Source organism: Phycisphaerae bacterium (assembly GCA_035275405.1).
Classification (GTDB): Bacteria; Planctomycetota; Phycisphaerae; order UBA1845; family UTPLA1; genus DATEMU01.
Map to the genome: position 1 here is coordinate 30,187 of DATEMU010000002.1, position 17,305 is coordinate 47,491.

General features: G+C 61.3%; 16 protein-coding genes. 10 read left to right on the plus strand and 6 right to left on the minus strand.

Annotated features, from left to right (window positions below; translation table 11 throughout):
• The first annotated feature begins 158 nt into the window (after window positions 1–158).
• A complete protein-coding gene (locus tag VJZ71_01475) occupies window positions 159–1,304 on the plus strand; it encodes an aminotransferase class V-fold PLP-dependent enzyme (protein ID HKQ46720.1) in 1,146 nt (381 codons plus the stop codon).
• A 1-nt stretch (window position 1,305) separates the two neighbouring features.
• On the opposite strand, the gene VJZ71_01480 is transcribed toward VJZ71_01475, so the two are convergent.
• A complete protein-coding gene (locus tag VJZ71_01480; GenBank protein ID HKQ46721.1) occupies window positions 1,306–1,893 on the minus strand; it encodes a hypothetical protein in 588 nt (195 codons plus the stop codon).
• 400 nt (window positions 1,894–2,293) lie between these two features.
• Here VJZ71_01480 and VJZ71_01485 point away from each other — a divergent pair, with 400 nt between their 5' ends.
• Window positions 2,294–3,766, plus strand: a complete 1,473-nt coding sequence (locus tag VJZ71_01485; protein HKQ46722.1) for a DEAD/DEAH box helicase — start codon at window positions 2,294–2,296, stop codon at window positions 3,764–3,766.
• A 604-nt stretch (window positions 3,767–4,370) separates the two neighbouring features.
• Here VJZ71_01485 and VJZ71_01490 read toward each other — a convergent pair.
• A complete protein-coding gene (locus tag VJZ71_01490) occupies window positions 4,371–4,526 on the minus strand; it encodes a hypothetical protein (GenBank protein HKQ46723.1) in 156 nt (51 codons plus the stop codon).
• Between the two features lie 185 nt (window positions 4,527–4,711).
• Here VJZ71_01490 and prpB point away from each other — a divergent pair, with 185 nt between their 5' ends.
• The 8 genes from prpB to VJZ71_01530 all read left to right on the plus strand — a co-directional run bounded on the left by prpB (window position 4,712) and on the right by VJZ71_01530 (window position 12,792).
• Window positions 4,712–5,590, plus strand: coding sequence for a methylisocitrate lyase (gene prpB, locus VJZ71_01495; protein HKQ46724.1), 879 nt, complete (start codon window positions 4,712–4,714; stop codon window positions 5,588–5,590).
• 125 nt (window positions 5,591–5,715) lie between these two features.
• Window positions 5,716–6,861 carry a citrate/2-methylcitrate synthase gene (locus VJZ71_01500; GenBank protein HKQ46725.1) on the plus strand — a complete coding sequence of 382 codons (1,146 nt, stop codon included), beginning with the start codon at window positions 5,716–5,718 and terminating at the stop codon, window positions 6,859–6,861.
• Window positions 6,862–6,903: 42 nt separating this feature from the next.
• The gene (locus VJZ71_01505) at window positions 6,904–7,320 is read left to right on the plus strand and encodes a hypothetical protein (protein HKQ46726.1); all 417 of its coding nucleotides are present in this window, start codon (window positions 6,904–6,906) and stop codon (window positions 7,318–7,320) included.
• Window positions 7,304–7,504: a hypothetical protein gene (locus VJZ71_01510; GenBank protein HKQ46727.1), complete on the plus strand. Its 201-nt coding sequence runs from the start codon at window positions 7,304–7,306 to the stop codon at window positions 7,502–7,504. The genes VJZ71_01505 and VJZ71_01510 overlap by 17 nt, the downstream gene beginning before the upstream one ends.
• Window positions 7,505–7,585: 81 nt before the next feature.
• The gene (locus VJZ71_01515) at window positions 7,586–8,929 is read left to right on the plus strand and encodes a dicarboxylate/amino acid:cation symporter (GenBank protein HKQ46728.1); all 1,344 of its coding nucleotides are present in this window, start codon (window positions 7,586–7,588) and stop codon (window positions 8,927–8,929) included.
• A gap of 184 nt (window positions 8,930–9,113) precedes the next feature.
• Entirely contained in the window at window positions 9,114–9,650 is a 537-nt protein-coding gene (locus tag VJZ71_01520) for a hypothetical protein (GenBank protein ID HKQ46729.1), read from the plus strand.
• Between the two features lie 74 nt (window positions 9,651–9,724).
• Window positions 9,725–10,240, plus strand: coding sequence for a hypothetical protein (locus tag VJZ71_01525; GenBank protein HKQ46730.1), 516 nt, complete (start codon window positions 9,725–9,727; stop codon window positions 10,238–10,240).
• A gap of 236 nt (window positions 10,241–10,476) precedes the next feature.
• A complete protein-coding gene (locus VJZ71_01530) occupies window positions 10,477–12,792 on the plus strand; it encodes a hypothetical protein (GenBank protein HKQ46731.1) in 2,316 nt (771 codons plus the stop codon).
• A gap of 32 nt (window positions 12,793–12,824) precedes the next feature.
• Here VJZ71_01530 and VJZ71_01535 read toward each other — a convergent pair whose 3' ends face one another.
• Genes VJZ71_01535 through VJZ71_01550 form a run of 4 tightly spaced genes read right to left on the minus strand, consistent with a single transcriptional unit; the run spans window position 12,825 to window position 17,304 of the window.
• Entirely contained in the window at window positions 12,825–13,442 is a 618-nt protein-coding gene (locus tag VJZ71_01535; GenBank protein ID HKQ46732.1) for a cyclodeaminase/cyclohydrolase family protein, read from the minus strand.
• A 24-nt stretch (window positions 13,443–13,466) separates the two neighbouring features.
• Window positions 13,467–15,308 (minus strand): ABC transporter permease subunit, encoded by a 1,842-nt coding sequence (locus VJZ71_01540; protein ID HKQ46733.1) that lies wholly within the window; start codon window positions 15,306–15,308, stop codon window positions 13,467–13,469.
• Window positions 15,308–16,378, minus strand: coding sequence for a hypothetical protein (locus tag VJZ71_01545; protein HKQ46734.1), 1,071 nt, complete (start codon window positions 16,376–16,378; stop codon window positions 15,308–15,310). Before VJZ71_01545 ends, VJZ71_01540 begins: the two co-directional genes overlap by 1 nt.
• Window positions 16,375–17,304: an ABC transporter ATP-binding protein gene (locus VJZ71_01550; GenBank protein ID HKQ46735.1), complete on the minus strand. Its 930-nt coding sequence runs from the start codon at window positions 17,302–17,304 to the stop codon at window positions 16,375–16,377. The genes VJZ71_01545 and VJZ71_01550 overlap by 4 nt, the downstream gene beginning before the upstream one ends.
• Window position 17,305: the final 1 nt, after the last annotated feature.

Consider the following 17,305-nt stretch of genomic DNA (forward strand, 5'->3'; position numbering starts at 1 on the left):
GATGAATACTCGTTGCCCGGCATTGTAGCGTCAATTGATCGATGGAGAGCATCCGCCCGCGGCTGCTCTCCCTCGGTTGAGCCGAGCCCGGCGTCTACAGCGGGTGGCACGGTCTCGCAGCAGCGAGGCCGTGACTGCATTCGGCTATAATTCCGCTAGTGACGCCCATCTATCTCGACAACAACTCGACCACGCGCGTCGCGGACGAAGTCGCGGCGGCGATGACGCCCTATTGGCAGGAGCAGTACGGCAACGCCTCGAGCCTGCACCGCATGGGCCAGGCCGCGCGCCACGCGATCGAGACCGCGCGCGGTGAGGTCGCCTCGCTGATCGGCGCGGAGCCCCGGCAGATCGTCTTCACCAGCGGCGGGACTGAGGCCGACAACCTCGCGATCCTGGGGACGCTCGCCGCCTACCCGACGAAGCGCCACGTCGTCACGACCGCCGTCGAGCACGTCGCGGTGCACAGCTTGTGCGAACGGCTGGCCAACGAGGGCCATCGCGTCACCTTCGTCGGCGTCGACACCGCCGGTCACCTCGACCTGTCGGCCCTCGCCGCCGCCCTCGACGACGACACCGCCATCGTCAGCGTCATGCACGCCAACAACGAAACCGGCGTGATCTTTCCGGTCGAGGAGGTCGCCAAACTCACCGCCTCCAGGGGCATTCCCCTGCACGTCGACGCCGTGCAAACGACCGGCAAGCTGCCGCTAGATGTCGCTGCGCTCGGCGCGCAGCTCGTCAGCCTCTCGGCCCACAAGATCCACGGCCCCAAGGGCGCCGGGGCCCTCTACGTCGCCAAGCGCGTCCGCCTCCGCAACCAGCTCGTCGGCGGTCATCAGGAGCGGGACATCCGCCCCGGCACGGAAAACGTCGCCGCCATCGTCGGCTTCGGCGCGGCCGCGAAGCTCGCCCGCGAACGCCTCGCCTCCGGCGGCATGGACAAGGTGGCCGCCTTGCGCGACCGGCTCGAACGCGGCATTCAGGACAGGGTGGATTTCGCAAAAGTAATCGGCGACCCCGAGCGGCGGACGCCCAACACGACCAACATCGGCTTCGAAGCGTTGGAGGCCGAGGCAATCCTGATCGCCCTGAGCGAAGAGGGCGTCTGCGCCTCCAGCGGCTCGGCCTGCAGCAGCGGCTCCCTCGAACCCTCCCACGTCCTCAAGGCCATGGGCATCGACGAACGCACCGCCCACGGGGCGATCCGCTTCAGCCTGTCGCACGAGACGACGGACGACGAAATCGACCGCGCGCTGGAGATTGTGCCGAAGGTCGTGAACCGATTGGCGTCACTAAGGTAAGTTAAGGGACCTTCCCGCCATGCGTGGCCATATACACATAACCGGCGCCAGCCCAAATAACGATTGAGATATCGACATCGCTTTCGGCGCTGATACGCACGCATTTCCCGTCAGGCGAGTGCAATCGCCAAATGGTCTTTTCGAGGGCTGGAAAAATCCGAGATTCTCGCACCTGCTCGTAACGCAGGTTCTTGTCGATCACTTTGTGCTGCTCTCTCAATACGCGAACTATCTCCTCGGGAGGAATCTGCCCCTGATTAGAGTGCCATACCGAATCTGTGACATACAATTCCCGACACTCGGCTGCTATTGCGTCGAACTCATCGGACGCTCTGCTTTCATTAGGGCTGGTCGTAGCGATCGATGTCCGATCAAGATCGAGTTCCCACAGGTCCTTCTCACGACGAATAAACCAGAGGGGCAACCAAACGAACTCCTCCTGGCGGCACCAGTAGTATTTAGCTGTAACCAGTCCTGCATCATTTACGCGAAGATTGATCCCGTCCATTCCCTGTACCGTTGACTGTTTCGGCTCGTGTTTTACGCGCCAGACGGAGTCGATCTTTTGCCAGGCAACATCATCAGGCAATCTTAGATCCCCGGGAACTGCCTTTCCAATCTCGATACTTGAATACGCGGACCTCAGTCGTTGTGACGCGCAGCCGGTCCAGACAACTGTCGCGCTCACGAGCACAAATGTGTAAAGTGACCTTACCATGGTTCAGCGGATTTTCAGTACCTTAACCGCTCCTGCATGATGCTTGCTACGCTTTTTCGCCCATTTTGCCATCGTCGACATAATGACGCGGAACCTACTGTTTCCATTCGACTGGACACCCGCCCCTCTTTGCCCTATGATGTCCCTTAATTCAACATGGCTGGAAGCCGTTGGATGATCGCCTGGTTCTGATGGCTTGATGAGGACGTGTCTTACGTCCGGGACATTCGACGGCACCTTCCACTTCTCCCCCAGCTCCACAGGAAACGAAATGAAATTCGATGAACTCGGGCTCGCCGAGCCCCTCCTTCGCGCCGTCGGCGCCGAAGGCTACACCACCCCCACCCCCATCCAGATCATGGCCATCCCCCAGGTCCTCACGGGCCGCGACCTGCTCGGCTGCGCCCAGACCGGCACCGGCAAGACGGCGGCCTTTGCCCTGCCGATCCTGCACCGCCTGCACCACACCAACGGCGCGCATGCCCGCGTCCGGCCGATCCGCGCCCTCGTCCTCTCGCCGACGCGCGAGCTGGCCTCGCAGATCGGCGAAAGCTTTGAGGCCTACGGTCGCCACACGCACCTGCGCGGCTTCGTGATCTATGGCGGCGTCGGTCAGAAACGGCAGACCAACGCCCTTCACGCCGGTGTCGACATCCTCGTGGCCACGCCCGGCCGGCTGCTCGACCTGATGAACCAGGGCCACGTCGATCTCCGCGCGGTCGAGGTCTTCGTCCTGGACGAGGCCGATCGCATGTTGGACATGGGCTTCATCCACGACATCCGCAAGATCGTCGCCAAGGTGCCCAAGGCGCGGCAGACGCTCTTCTTCTCCGCCACCATGCCGAGCGACATCCGCAAGCTCGCCGACAGCATTCTCAACAACCCCATCAGCGTGCAGGTCGCCCCGGAATCCGCCGCGGCCGACAACGTCGAGCAGACCGTCTATCACGTGAAGAAGAGCAACAAGCCCGTGCTCCTGGCGCACCTGCTGCGGAGCCAGCGATTCACGCGCTCGCTGGTCTTTACCCGCACGAAGAGCGGGGCCAATCGCGTCGTCCGCGACCTCGACCGGGCCGGGATCACCAGCGAGGCGATCCACGGCAATAAGAGCCAGAGCGCCCGCGAGCGGGCCATCGACAATTTCAAGACGGCCCGAACCCGCGTCCTCGTCGCGACCGACATCGCCGCCCGCGGCCTGGACATCGACGATATCTCGCACGTGGTGAACTACGACCTGCCCAACGTACCGGAGACCTATGTGCACCGCATCGGCCGCACGGCCCGCGCGGGCGCGTCAGGCATCGCCGTTTCGTTCTGCGACCCGGAAGAGCGCTCGCACCTCAAGTCGATTGAGCGGCTGATCCGCCAGACGCTCGCGGTCAGCGATGGTCATCCGGAGTATCCGAAGGTGACAGCTCCGCACCACGTGTCTGACCGACCGCAGCACGCGCCGCGCCATCAGCCGCGCCGACCGCAACCGGTTCACGCCGCATCGCACGGCCAATCCGGATCGCGAAGTGACAACGGATCTGCACCTCGACAAGACCGCGCTACACACGGGAAGCCGGGCGCTCGGCAGGGGCAATCGAATCGCGGCGGCACGGCCCGACAGGGTCGCCACGATCAACCATCGCGCCCCGGCAGTTCGAACGGTCACGGACCCGCACCCAAGCACGGCGCGGCCAAGGGAGTGCGCAGGCGTCGGCGAAACAGACGCGGACGCAGTACGGTCTCCCGCTGGTAAGGTCGTTCGCCCTCCGCGATCGGCTTGAAGGCGGCCTCACCCCATTTTCACTGTCGTTCATCCATTGCGCAGCAATTTCATGATTTCGTCTAAGGTCATTACCCGGGAAGCATTTCTTGGTTCCACGCCCATCTCAACAACTTGATCGGGTTTGAAAAATACAAAACGGCGTTTGCGCCCCTCTGACATTTTGATGGTTAGCTTCGCTTGAAGGTCGGACTCCTTCCAGTGCCCCCGTGCGTGTCTCGGTGCGGAGTCTAATAGAGAGATAATCTTGCCGATTTGGTTCGGGTCCGCCGTTCGTTCTCGCACTATTCCATTTGAATCAGTTAATATGAGCTCGCTGTCATTTGCGGCTCTCGTGGTCGGTTGCGTTGAATCCCGGCATGCCCATATCCCCGTCATGAAAACGACAACCGTCAGGTACATCATGAAACAGGTGCAACAGAATCGGGGTTTATCTAAAAGGCATTTAGTCACGATTCTTTTCCTTCGCGTGTGCCCGCAACGCCTCCGATCCGATAGCGAGCGTGGCGTTTCTGATTTTCGCGCAGGGTAATATTTGATAGGGCGATCTTCTTCACATGGATAGTAAAAGAGATTCTTACGCGAAGAGCCGTTGATTGACGAGATACAGAATCGCCGCGACGGCCAGCGCGACCGCCAGCATGCAAAGCGAGATGCGAAGGTCCGACACAGTTCCCATCCAGCGGGCCAGCCGCTCGGACGGCGTCAGAAATTCAGGGGCATGACCTGCCAAAACGCGGCCTCCCACAGGGCCAGACCACTTCTTAGTACTGCTATCGGCATCGACAAGGCGACGTGGCAAGAGGAAAACCCGTCCGACCCGCTTTTCGGGAATTTCCCGTATCGCTGCTCATCTCCATCCAGCGGGCGACGAGCTTTGTTTGCTTCCCCCAAACGGCGGACGGATAATACCCCGCCATGCCCCCTACCCAACGGAATCAGCGTTTTCGAGCCCTCGTCGCCAATAGCACCGTCCAAATCCCCGGGGCCTTCAACGCCCTCGCCGCCCGGGCCGTTGAGCAGGCCGGTTTTGAGGCCGTCTACCTTTCCGGGGCCGGTCTGGCCAACGCCGTCTTCGGTCTGCCCGACGTCGGCCTGACGACCCTAACCGAAGCCGCCGAACACGCCCGCCGGATCGTCGCCGCCGTGACGATCCCTGTCGTCGCCGATGCCGACACCGGCTTCGGCGACACGATTAACGCCGCCCGGACGGTCGAGCAGATGGAAGCCGCCGGCGTCTCGGCGATCCATTTGGAAGATCAGGTACTGCCCAAGAAGTGCGGCCACCTCGATGGCAAGGAACTCGTCAGCCCCGAGGCGATGACCGAAAAAATCCGCGCGGCCTGCGCGGCGCGGCGCGACAAGGACTTCATGATCATCGCCCGCACCGATGCCCGCGGCGTGACGAGCTTCGACGATGCGGTCGACCGCGCGAAGCGCTACTTGGACGCCGGCGCCGACGCGATCTTCCCCGAGGCGATGCAAAGCGCGGAGGAGCTGGCCAAGTTCGCCGAGCGCGTGAAGGCTCCTCTCATGGCGAACATGACGGAGTTCGGCAAGACGCCGCTGCTTCCGCTCGCGGAGCTTTCGCGGCTGGGCTACCGCATGGTGATCTACCCGCAGACGGCGCTGCGCGTCGCCTTCAAATCGATTACCGACATGCTCGCCGACCTCAAGCGCACCGGCGACCAGACGGCGTGGCTGCCCAAAATGCAAACCCGCCAGGAACTCTACGACCTGCTGGATTACGATGGATTGCAAGCGATCGACCGCGCGGCAACGAAGGGTTCAAGCTGAAATGTTGAGCATGGCGTCAAAATAACTCGGTAACTTAAGCACAAGATGAACAACGGGCACCTGCTTGCGGTTGCCGACTGGTCGCCTAAAATCGAGTGAGGGCCGCCCGTAAAGAGAGACGCAGCATGCCCGAAGAGAAATTCAAACCCGGCCTCGAAGGCATCTATGCCGGTCAGACCACCGTCGCCGAGGTCACGCAGACGGGTCTGCGCTATCGCGGGTACGACATCGCCGATCTGGCGCAAAACACGTGCTTCGAGGAAGTGGCCCACGCCCTGCTGCACGGTGACCTGCCGACGAAGGCGCAGCTTGCCGAGTTTCGTAAGCGCGTCCAGGCCGCGATGAGGCTCCCGGATAGCGTCGCATCCGTTTTGCTCAAGCTGCCCAAGTCCACGCCGCCGATGGATGCCCTTCGCTCGGCCGTGTCGCTTCTGGGGCATATCGACCCTGAGGCGCAGGACAATTCGCCTGCCGCCAATCTTCGCAAGAGCGAACGGCTCCTCGGCCAGCTCGCTGCCGCGCTCGGAATCTGGTGCCAGCACGTCTCCGGCGTCGCCGCCGTTGCCCCTGATGCCGATCGGTCACACGGCGCCAATCTCCTCGCAATGATGACCGGCAACCACGGCAGCGAACTGGCCGGCCGCGTCATGGATGGCACACTCATCCTTTACGCCGAGCACGAGTTCAACGCCTCGACCTTCACAGCCCGGACCATCGCCTCCACGCTCGCCGACATGCACTCCGCCGTGACCGGCGCGATCGGCGCGCTAAAGGGCCCGCTGCACGGCGGCGCCAACGAGGCGGCGATGCGGCAGTTTCTTGAGATTGGCAAACCCGAGAACGTGGAGAAGTGGTTCCGCGATATCGATGTTCACAACAAGGCCCATCCCGACAAGAAAAAGCTCATCATGGGCTTCGGCCATCGCGTCTATAAACACGGCGACCACCGCGCCGGCATCCTCCGCGAATGGTCGCTCCAGCTCTCCAAGGAGACCGGTCAGGGCCACTGGATCGCCATGGCCGACAAGCTCCAGGAGCTGATGCTCAAGGAAAAGAACATCCACCCCAACACCGACTACCCCGCCGCCCACGCCTATTACCAGATGGGTATCCCGATCGACCTCTTCACCCCGATCTTCGTCTGCGCCCGCATCACCGGCTGGTGCGCCCACATCATGGAGCAGCACCAGAACAACCGCATCATCCGCCCGCTCTCCGAATATCTCGGCCCGGCGCTCCGCAAGGTCGTCCCCATCGATAAACGCGGTTAATCGTTGCTATGTGGCACCGGCTATCAGCCGGTGTAATCACCGATGATCCCTCAATTCAACGAATCAGGTTTTCTCCCGCCGGGCATTCATCCCGCCACGCTGGACGAGATCGAGGAGCGCTTCGGCCGCGGGTCCGAGATTCGCCGTGTGCAAATGGAATCAGTGCGGTGGATGGTGGACTTGGCAATTCGCGCCGGCGTCCAACGTATCGTGTTGAATGGCAGCTTTGTCACGGATATAATGGAACCGAACGACGTCGACTGTGTTCTGTTGGCGGCAAAGGGCCGACCAAAGGATCGAGCGGCCGACCGAGAGCTTCGCAAGCGAGGACTTCCGTTCCTTGAAGTTCTTATGGCGCGGCCAAGGGAATTCAACAGATTCGTCGATATTTACTTTGCCACGGATCGATTCGGCGCTACGAAGGGGATGGTCGAGGTGATCTATGGAACTCAAGAGTGAGCGAGAACTAGTAAACACTCGTAAAAAGCTCTGCATGTTAGAGGAGGACTACGAGCGAGTACGCCGCGATGAAACGGAGGATGAGTACTTGCGAGAAGTCACGATGACTTCCTTGAAACGCCTGATCAACCAACTTAAAGAAGAAATCGCCCGCTACGAGGCCCATCATCTTGTGCGCCGCTAGGCATTCTGCTGCGGCACGGGCCTGATAACTTAGAATCATTTTCGTACACATTTACGACCGCCATCCGTACAATCCCCGCCCATGCGGCTCAAGCTCCACCACTGGATCCTCCTATCGATGGTCCTCGCCGCGCTCGCCGGCCTCATCGCCAACGAATTCTGCACCCCCCAGCCGGACGGGTCGCCCAATGCGAAGCTGGCCTGGTTCGTGTACGCCATCGCCGAGCCGGCCGGCCAGATTTTTCTCCGCCTCATCTTCATGATCGCCCTGCCGCTTGTTTTCGCGGCGTTGGCCCTCGGCGTCGCCGCGATGGGGGACGTCCGCAAGCTCGGACGCATCGGACTCCGCACGCTCGCCTTCACCGTGCTGCTCTCGTCGATCTCCGTCGTCCTCGGCGTAACGCTCGCCAAAACCATTCGCCCCGGCATGGGCCTGGACGATGAAAAACGGTCGACGCTCCTGGCCCGCTATTCCAGCCAAACCGAAAAAACCCTCGCCAACGCCAAAGCCGCCAAGAGCGTCCGTGACACCATCCTCGACATCATCCCGCGCAATCCGCTTCAGGAAATGGTCGGCGCCCTCGACGGCAGCTCCCCCGGCGGCGGCATGCTCGCCGTCATGTTCTTCTCTCTGATCGTCGGCATCGCCATCACCCTCGTCGGCGAAAAGGCCGCGCCCCTCGTCGCGCTCCTGGAAAGCGTCTTTGACGTCGTCATGGCCGTCATCGGCATGGCCATGCGCCTCGCCCCCATCGGCGTCGCCGGTCTCGTCTTTTCCCTCACCGCCCTCCTGGGCTTTGACATCCTCAAGACCCTCGGCTGGTACGTCGTCGCCGTCATGGGCGGCCTGACCTTCCACATGGTCGTCGTTTATTCGCTCGTGGTTTTCCTCTTGGCCGGCATGCGCCCGTGGCGGTTTTTTGCACGGATCAGCGAGGCCATGATGACCGCCTTTGCCACGAGTTCGTCCAACGCGACGCTGCCGACCGCCCTGCGCGTCACCGAGCAGCAACTCGGCGTCCGACCGGATATTACCCGCTTCGTCCTCACCGTCGGCTCGACCGCCAACCAGAACGGCACCGCCCTTTACGAGGGCATCACCGTCCTCTTCCTCGCCCAGGTATTCGGCGTCGATCTGACGCTCCAACAGCAGGTCACAGTCGTCCTCATGTCCGTCCTTGCGGGTATCGGTACGGCAGGCATCCCCGGCGGCTCACTCCCACTCATCGTCCTCGTCCTGCAATCCGTCGGCGTCCCCGGCGAAGGCATCGGCATCATCCTCGGCATCGACCGGCTGCTCGACATGTCTCGGACCGTCGTCAACGTCACCGGCGACATCGCCATCGCCGCCTGCGTTCACAAGTCGGAGGGAGGGAACTGGCGGATCGCGAATCGAGACGACCTCACCGCCAAAACGGCCTCCTAAACACGCCTCTACCCCCCGCCCGGCGGCGAAAAAATGCCTATTTTGGCGGCTTGGTCGATTGCGAGTAACGCCAGTTTGCTCGTTGACACGATATTAAGGGGTGGGCATGATCCTTGCGGTTTTGGCGCGGATTCTGCCCCCCTCGAACGATCAGTAATCCGCTTGCAATACAGGAGCACGCATTATGCGAAAGTACGGGTCTAGTCGATACGCCATCTTCGCTTGTTCGCTCGGCCTCATGGCGATGGTCGCTTCCGGATGCGACGCCGCACTCGGTCTGCAGGACTGGCAGCGCGATCTTTTGCCGGGCCTGCCCCTCATCCTTCCCCTTCCGCTTCCCGGCGGCGCCGGCCCGGCCGGTCCCCCTGGCGCTCCGGGCGCACCGGGCGTCGACGGTCCGAACATCATCATCGCCCGCGCCGTGATTAACGGCGACGGGACGCTGCAGGATTCAGAAGATATCACCGCCGTCCGCACCGCGCCGGGCGTGTATGAACTCACCATCGACACCACGGGCGATACGCTGCCGGGCGGAACGACGGAAGATGATTTTGAGATTTTCCTCACCCTGAAGGAAGGTACCGATCAAACCGATCTCACCCCCTTCTATTCTCCCATCAGCTTGGTGGGAACGACTTTGCGGGTCGACGTGCGTATCTCCTTCGGCGATGGGTTTCAGGACAGCGCGTTCAGCGTGACGGTCATCCTCCCGGCGGGTTGATGGACTCAATGCAGCGGAAAAGAACCCGCTTTCGTGCTGGAGAACGTGACATGCCAACATATGGGTATTGCAATATGCGAGATCGGCTTGGAATTCTGACATCGACACTCGCCCTTGCGGCGATGACCGGTTGCGGGACAACGGACTGGCAACGAGACCTGTTGTCGGCCCTCCCGGGTACCCCGGTCATCGTTCCCATTACGCTCCCCGGTGGACCCGGCCCGGCCGGTCCCGCGGGGCCCGCGGGTGCCCCCGGCGCGCCGGGCCCGGCCATCATTATCGCCCGGGCTGTGGTCAATGCCGACGGGACACTGGAAAACTCGGATGACATTACGGCCGTTCGCACGGCGGCGGGTAATTACCAACTCACCATCGATCTGACGGGCGACACCCTGCCCGCGGGGACGACGGAAGACGATTTTGAGGTCTTTCTGACATTGAAGGAAGGGACGGATCTAAGCGACTTTTCGCCCCTCTACATACCGATCAGCCTGGCGGGAACGACCCTGAGAGTTGACGTGATTATCGCTGCGGGGCAGACCGGTGCGGACAACGCCTTCAGCGTGATGGTCCTGCTCCCGGCAGGATGATTCTCGCAATCGAACCTTCGTGCCAGCTGCTCTAACGTAATGGACTTCAATCCGCCGGCGTACCGGACGAGGGGAGCGGCATTACCCTTGTCAGCAGTGGCGATAGTACCATAGCCGCTTGTGTCTGGCGTTCCGAATGCGCGCAATTCAAACCCACGAGCAGATAACAATCTGAAAACGCGAGGTGTACCCTAAGAAGTCGTTCGGGTAGAATGTCGGCGATCCGTTGGAGTCTTATGACGACAATACCCAACGAGCCCTATCAGAAGCCCGCCGGTTCAGGCAACTCTGCACACGGCATCTGCTGGTGTAGCCTCTCGGCAATTCTTAGTTTGGCAACGCCGACCTTCGCCCAATCCTGTGCGAATTGGGTTGATCACACCCCTCCTCCGGGCGGTCGCCTGAGTCCGGCGATGGCCTATGACAGCATCCGCGGAAAAACGCTGATGTTTGGGGGATATGCTACCGCTACCCGATTTCCATTAACCACGCTCGAATGGGATGGAGTCGAGTGGGCCGTCGTCTCAAGTCACGGACCGAGTCCGCAGGCGTACAACCCGATGGTATTTGATAGCGCTCGCGGAGTGGCGGTCCTTCTGCAGAGCGACGGTGGCGATCCATCGCTCGGACTGACCTGGGAATGGGATGGAAATGCCTGGGAGCTACGGTGCAGTTCTGGACCACCCGGATTGAGCGGCGCGAGTATGGCATACGACGAGACCCGTGGCGTTGCGGTTCTCTTCGGAGGAATCACCTACTCCGAAGGTGGTGTGTGGCACGGCGAAACTTGGGAGTGGAACGGATATGATTGGTTCCTTCGTTCGTCGGCCGGTCCTTCTCCTCGCATCTATACAGCGATGGCCTACGATTCCAGCCGGAAAGTGACGGTCCTGTATGGCGGCGGCGGCTTTTTCGATGGCGCTGCCGAGACGTGGGAATGGGATGGGATGTCTTGGTCGCTACGATCGACATTGGGCCCTGGACCAAGAAGTAGCCATGCGATGGCGTATGATCGTAAGCGCGGCGTGACAGTTCTCTTCGGCGGAATCCTCAACAACTTTAGTGACGGACAGACCTGGGAGTGGGACGGGACTTCTTGGGTGTTGGCATCGACCAGCGGACCCTCCGCGCGCCGGGGTCATGCGATGGCATACGACAACAATCGTACTGTGACAGTCCTTTCGGGGGGCGATGACAATGGTGAAACCTGGGAATGGGATGGAGCAACTTGGACGTTCCTCGCCAGTAGTTCTCCGTCGCCTCGCTGGGGCCACGCAATGGCCTACGACAGTGATCGAAAACTGAGCGTCCTGCTCGGCGGAGTTCTCAGTCGTGGGCAGACCAGCGAAACGTGGGAATGGAATGGTGCTGCCTGGAGCCTGCGCTCGATTGCGGGACCGCCACTGCGTTACACGCATGTCATGACTTACGATAGCGCGCGGGGCTTCACGGTGCTATTTGGCGGCTATGGTTCTAACAGCATCTTGCTCAGAGATACCTGGGAATACGATGGTATCTCCTGGATGCAACGACCGACGGGAAACGTGCCCGAGGGTGTATCCGCTATGATATTCGATTCCGCGCGCAAGGTCTGCGTGCTGTATGGGACAGCGGGTTCGGATCCTGTTGGTCAGACGTGGCAATGGGATGGGGCTGCATGGACTCTTGTGACGACGTCAGGGCCATCCGCACGCCGTTACTGCGTAATGGCTTACGACGAGGCGCGGGCCATCACCGTCTTATACGGCGGACAGTCTAATTCCAATCACTACACCGAAACGTGGGAGTGGAACGGCCAAACCTGGGCGTTCCGTTCGACCGACGGGCCCCCTTTATTCACGGGCTACCAGATGACGTATGATTCGGCTGCGCACAAGTGCATCCTTTTCGGCTCGTTCTGGGATGGGCATTATCATGGCCAGACTTGGGAGTGGAATGGCAAATCATGGTCCCTGAGCCCGGCATGTGGCCCACCCCCTCTGCGATTTCACGCGTTGGCCTATGACCGCTCACGGGAGCAAACGGTTCTCTTTGGTGGTCTCAATGATTCTTATGAGGAGACGGAACAAACGTGGGAACTTCAGGCGAATCAGCAGCCTCCCATTCTGCGCCAGCCGATAAGCCGGGCTGCTCCGGTGGGCGGCTACACAACTTTCAATGTGGAAGGAGGATGCGACCCAACGTCGACGTATCAATGGCGAAAAGATGGCGTGCCGATCATGGACGGCGGGGAATTCTCGGGCGCAAGCACCTCGCAACTCACTATTTACCCTATTTCTCTCATGGATAGCGGACCCTACAGCGTTGTGATCACGAGTGCGTGCGGTACCAGCATCAGCGCTGACGCCGAGCTGTCACTCGTATGTTGTGCGCCAACCGGCGATTTGACCTTCGATGGAATGACCGATGGCAGAGATATTCAGTCGTATGTGAACATTTTCTTGAACGGCTTTCCGGCCGCCGCCGAACTCTGCCGAGCGGATTTCAACGGCAACGGCGTATTTGACGGCGCCGATCTACCACTTTTCATCCAGTCACTCCTTGCTTCATAGATTCCTCATCCTGCGAACCGCTCTCTTGCGGTCTAACGGTAGTTCTCCTCCAGAAGTCGCTCGATTTCTATCCGCAATTCAGCGGCATTTGATCGAACCTGATCGGCCCGTCGGCGAAGTTCCGAGTGGCGGGCCCCTTCGCGAATCCCCGGCAAATTGATCATCACATTCAGCCGCGCCGATTCCACCGCCGCGTGAGCACACAGTCCCGCCACGCCCGCGTCGGACAGGCAGTTTTTCTTCGACTTCTCCAACCCCGCCGCCGCCAGCCGCATGACCTCGACGCATCGCTCCATGATCTCCAGCGGCTTTTCCGTCGCCGCGATGACTGCCGCCGCCTTGCGCGCCTGATGCGCCGGATCGTCCGGCAGTTTCCACGTCGCCGCCAGCTCGTTGAACGCCGCGATGTCCTCATCCATCAGCCCTAGCAGCCGCGCTCGCAGCGTGTCGGCCGGAACGATTGAATCGTGCAACGGCCCCGGCGCGCCGTCCTTCTTGTCGTTGAGCCGCCCGACCATTCCGGCCAGCGCCGCCGCCACCGCCCCCACCAGCGCGCTCGCGCTCCCCCCGCCCGGCGTCGCCGCCCGCGAAGACAAATCGCTCAGAAACGCTTCGATTGACCGGCTCGCTTGTGACTCAGCGTTTTTCATTCCGAATTCCGAATTCCGAATTCCCTACGCCGTCTGCTTGCGAATGATCATATCGAAATTCCGCACCATCGAGCGGTGCAGGATCACCCCAATGAACCCGTAGATCGCCGCCGAGCAGATACAGGCCACGATGGCGACAATCCGGCAGGACCTGAGATCAGACGCCGAAACCGTTGAACCCGGATCCGTCAGAGCCCCCAAGGGATCGACGACAACGTACATCGCCGTGTACGGAGTCAGCGGCATGATCGCCGCCGAGAGCTGCGGATTGTCCGTGCTGTGGATCGTCGTCGCGCAGCTCCCCGTGATGAAGAACACCAGCAGGACGACGGCCATGCTCGAAAATACCGCCCCCATCGTTCGCTTGCTCTTGATCGACGATTGCAGGCCGATCATGCAGGCGAACGCCGTAAACGCGATGAACAGCACGGGCAAGCCCAGCAGCGCCTCCCAGTTCACCGTCCGCCGCGTCGGATCGCCCATCCGCCCGCTGACCAGATCGTAGAAGATGAAAAGAAACACCGTGGCATAAGGGACCAGCAGCATCGGTCCGGCCGCTGAGACGAGCCCGCGAATCTTCCCGCTGATGATGTGCCCGCTGGTCAGCGGCGTCGCCAGCAGCAGCTCCATCGTGTTCGCCTCTTTTTCGCGCGTCATGCTGGTGGCGGCCGAGGCCGTCGAAATAAAGAGCGTGATTGCCAGTTCCACGAACACGACCATGAACAGCAGATACCGATCGTCCGCGATCGTCATCATCCCCTTGCCGTGAACGATGAGCAGAATGATCGCGAGCGTCAGGCCGAGTCCGAGCACCGAATAGCGAAGGATGAATCCGCCGCCCGCCGACGCGCTGGTGACCGACTCGCGCCAGGCAATGGGATTGTGCCAGACGTGTCGCGGGGCCCGGGCCTCCGCGCCGGCACTCCGCGTCAGGTGAAGCCGATCGCCGATTCGCGACCAAATCGTAACTTCCCCTTCGCGGGCGCCGCGTCGCACGAACGACAGGCTCGCCAGGACGAGCAAGGCCGAGCCGCCAAAAGTCAACACGAGATAACTGTATTGCGGGTACGCCAGCAGATGGCGCACGATAAACCCATGGTCGGGCACGTTGCCGATCGGCGGCGCCGGCGTCGTCCCCAGGACTACCGAAAGCGACAGAAAAGGATGAAACGCCGCCAGCCAGCTCATGCGCGCGTCGGACCCCGGCGCCGGTTGCGATTCCGCCGGAATGAATGCCGAAAGCGTGCTCATCGCATAAACGACAATGAGGTACAACGCGATGGCCAGATAGAAATAGAAGATCGTCCGGCCCGTCCCGATCTTGATCACACTGATGGCGATGGCCAGTGAACCCGTAATCGCCGCCGTCCCCGCCGCCAGGGCGATGGACAGCGCGATCTCGTCGCCCGTTACGCCGCCGTACACCATCATGATGCAAAACAGCGGAATGCCCGCGATGAGCAGCATGAACACAAAGAACAGCCGCGACAGCAGCGAGCCGAGAACGATCTGCCCGTTCGTCAGCGGCGTGCTCAGCAGAATGTTGTAGGTCTGCGAATCTTTCTCCTGCGTAATGGCGCTGGCGGTGAAGATGGGGGCGAGGATGCAGACCATCGCCAGTTGCACCACGGAGACGACCTGAAACACCTGCGTCGCGTTCTTGGCCAGGTCGGCCAGCGAAGTGACGCCGGACTGCTTCACGAGCACGCCGATCACCACGACCGCCGCGAGGATGGACAAATACCCGATGCGAATCCAGAGGTGCCGCACGCGCCGTCCACCGGCGTAAACCACGCGCACGAGGATCGGGTTCGCCGGCGCCAGCCGCCAGAACCACAGGCCGAGATCCTTGAAAACCGTCGACATTAGATCGGTAGTTGTTTGACGCCCTTCTTCGCCAGCGTCTTGCGCACCGCCTCCCGCGCCGTGGCCCGCTGCGTCGAGTCGGGAAGGTCGTTCAATCGCCGGCGGAATTCGTCGTTGAGGTCTCGCATCGGCTTCATCAATCGCTCAAAGGCCTCTTCAATCGCGACCATCCAGGGCCCCCCGGATACTTCCTCCGCTGTCCCCATGGTCAGCCGGCGAATGATTCGGTTCTCCTTGACGGCGGCCTGCCATTCGGGCGTCTTGATCGCCTTCGCTCGCTCGCGGCACTCCTTGAGGATCGCCGCCGCCGAGGTCTTCTGGGTTTCAGTAAAACCGTAGTAGACCGTCGTATGGTCGAGATACTCCTGCCAGCGCTCGTCCGGGTTCATCTGCCCGCCGAGCCACGCCTCCACTTCCTTACGGGCCTTGCGATGCTCCTCAGACTCGTTGGGATCGCGCGGCTCCGACTCGACCTTGGACGGGTCCTTGTCCGCCGGATCGAAGAATGGATTGGCATAGTCGCCGATCTTGCCCTCTTCCCAGCGCTTCATCCGGTTCTCGAAGATCACGAACCCCGCCGCGAAGATGCCGACGTCGGCCGTGTATTTGAGCCGCTGAGTCACATTCATCTTCATCCCAATCTCGGCCGACGTGTGCGTGATCAGTTCCTTGAACTTCGGCGTGAACCGCTGGGCCAGCTCTGCGAACTTCTTGGCTTCTTCTTTCGGAAAACGGCCGTCGTTCTCGATCATCGTCGCCATCATCAATTCGATCATGTCGCGGTTGAGCACGGCGTTTTCCTGCGCGAACTTCATCAGCCGCCGCTGAATAATTTCCTTCATCTCCTCTGCCTGCCCATCGTCAAGGTCGTAACGCGGCTTCATTTGCGAAATGGACCGCGTGGCGATGGCGGCCGCGATCTCCGGCGTGAACCGAATCCCGATCTCCGTCCCCTTCGTCTCCTCGTCGTTCGACTCGGCGGGCGCAGAATCCTGCCCCCTGCCCCCGGCTGGATCGATTGCGACGACGAATGCCGCAACCGCCAAAAACAGACAAACGCGAAGTCTCATTGCACGATCCCCTTCGTAAACCGCATGAACGCCGTCTCCAGATTCACCTGCTCCTCCCTGATCTCCCGCAGCGGAATCTGCGCATCGAGCAGCGCCCGCGCCAGAAACGAAAAATCCTGCGTCTCGGCCTTGAGTGACACCAATAGCCGACCGTTGTCGCTCTCCACGCCGCCCACCTGCGGCAGCTTCCCTAAGAGCGCCGCCGCATTGTCCTGATGCGTTGCGACCACCACTTCCACGCGCGTGCCGGTCCGCGTCCGCCGCACGATTTCATCAATCGATCCGTGATACAATAGCTCTCCGCGCTCAATGATCCCCACCGTCGTACACAACTCCGCCAGTTCGTGCAGGATGTGCGAGCTGATGATGATCGTCTTGCCCATCCGCCGAAGCTCTTTCAGCAACTCGCGCATTTCGATCCGCGCCCGCGGGTCCAGACCGCTCGCCGGCTCGTCGAGGAACAGCACCTTCGGATCGTGCAAGAGCACCCGCGCGACCGACAGCCGCTGCTTCATGCCGCGCGACAGCGAATCCACCAGCGCGTCGCGCTTATAGACCAGATCCGTCAACTCCAGCACATCCCCCACCACCCGCTTTCGATGGTCCCCGTGGATGTTGTACGCCGCCGCGAAGAACTCGAGGTATTCCTGCACCACCATGTCTTCATAAGCGCCGAAAAAGTCCGGTACATACCCGATCACCGGTCGGATCATTCTCGACTCATACCCCACCGTATACCCGCAGACCCGCGCCTCGCCCCACGTCGGTTGCAGCAGCGTCGCCAGAATGCGGATCGTCGTCGTCTTGCCCGCCCCGTTCGGGCCGATGTAGCCGAAGCACTCGCCCTCCTCGATGTTTAGGTGCAGTCCGCTGAGGGCCACCAGCTTGCCGTAGCGCTTCGTCAGGTTGATCGTCTGGATGATCACG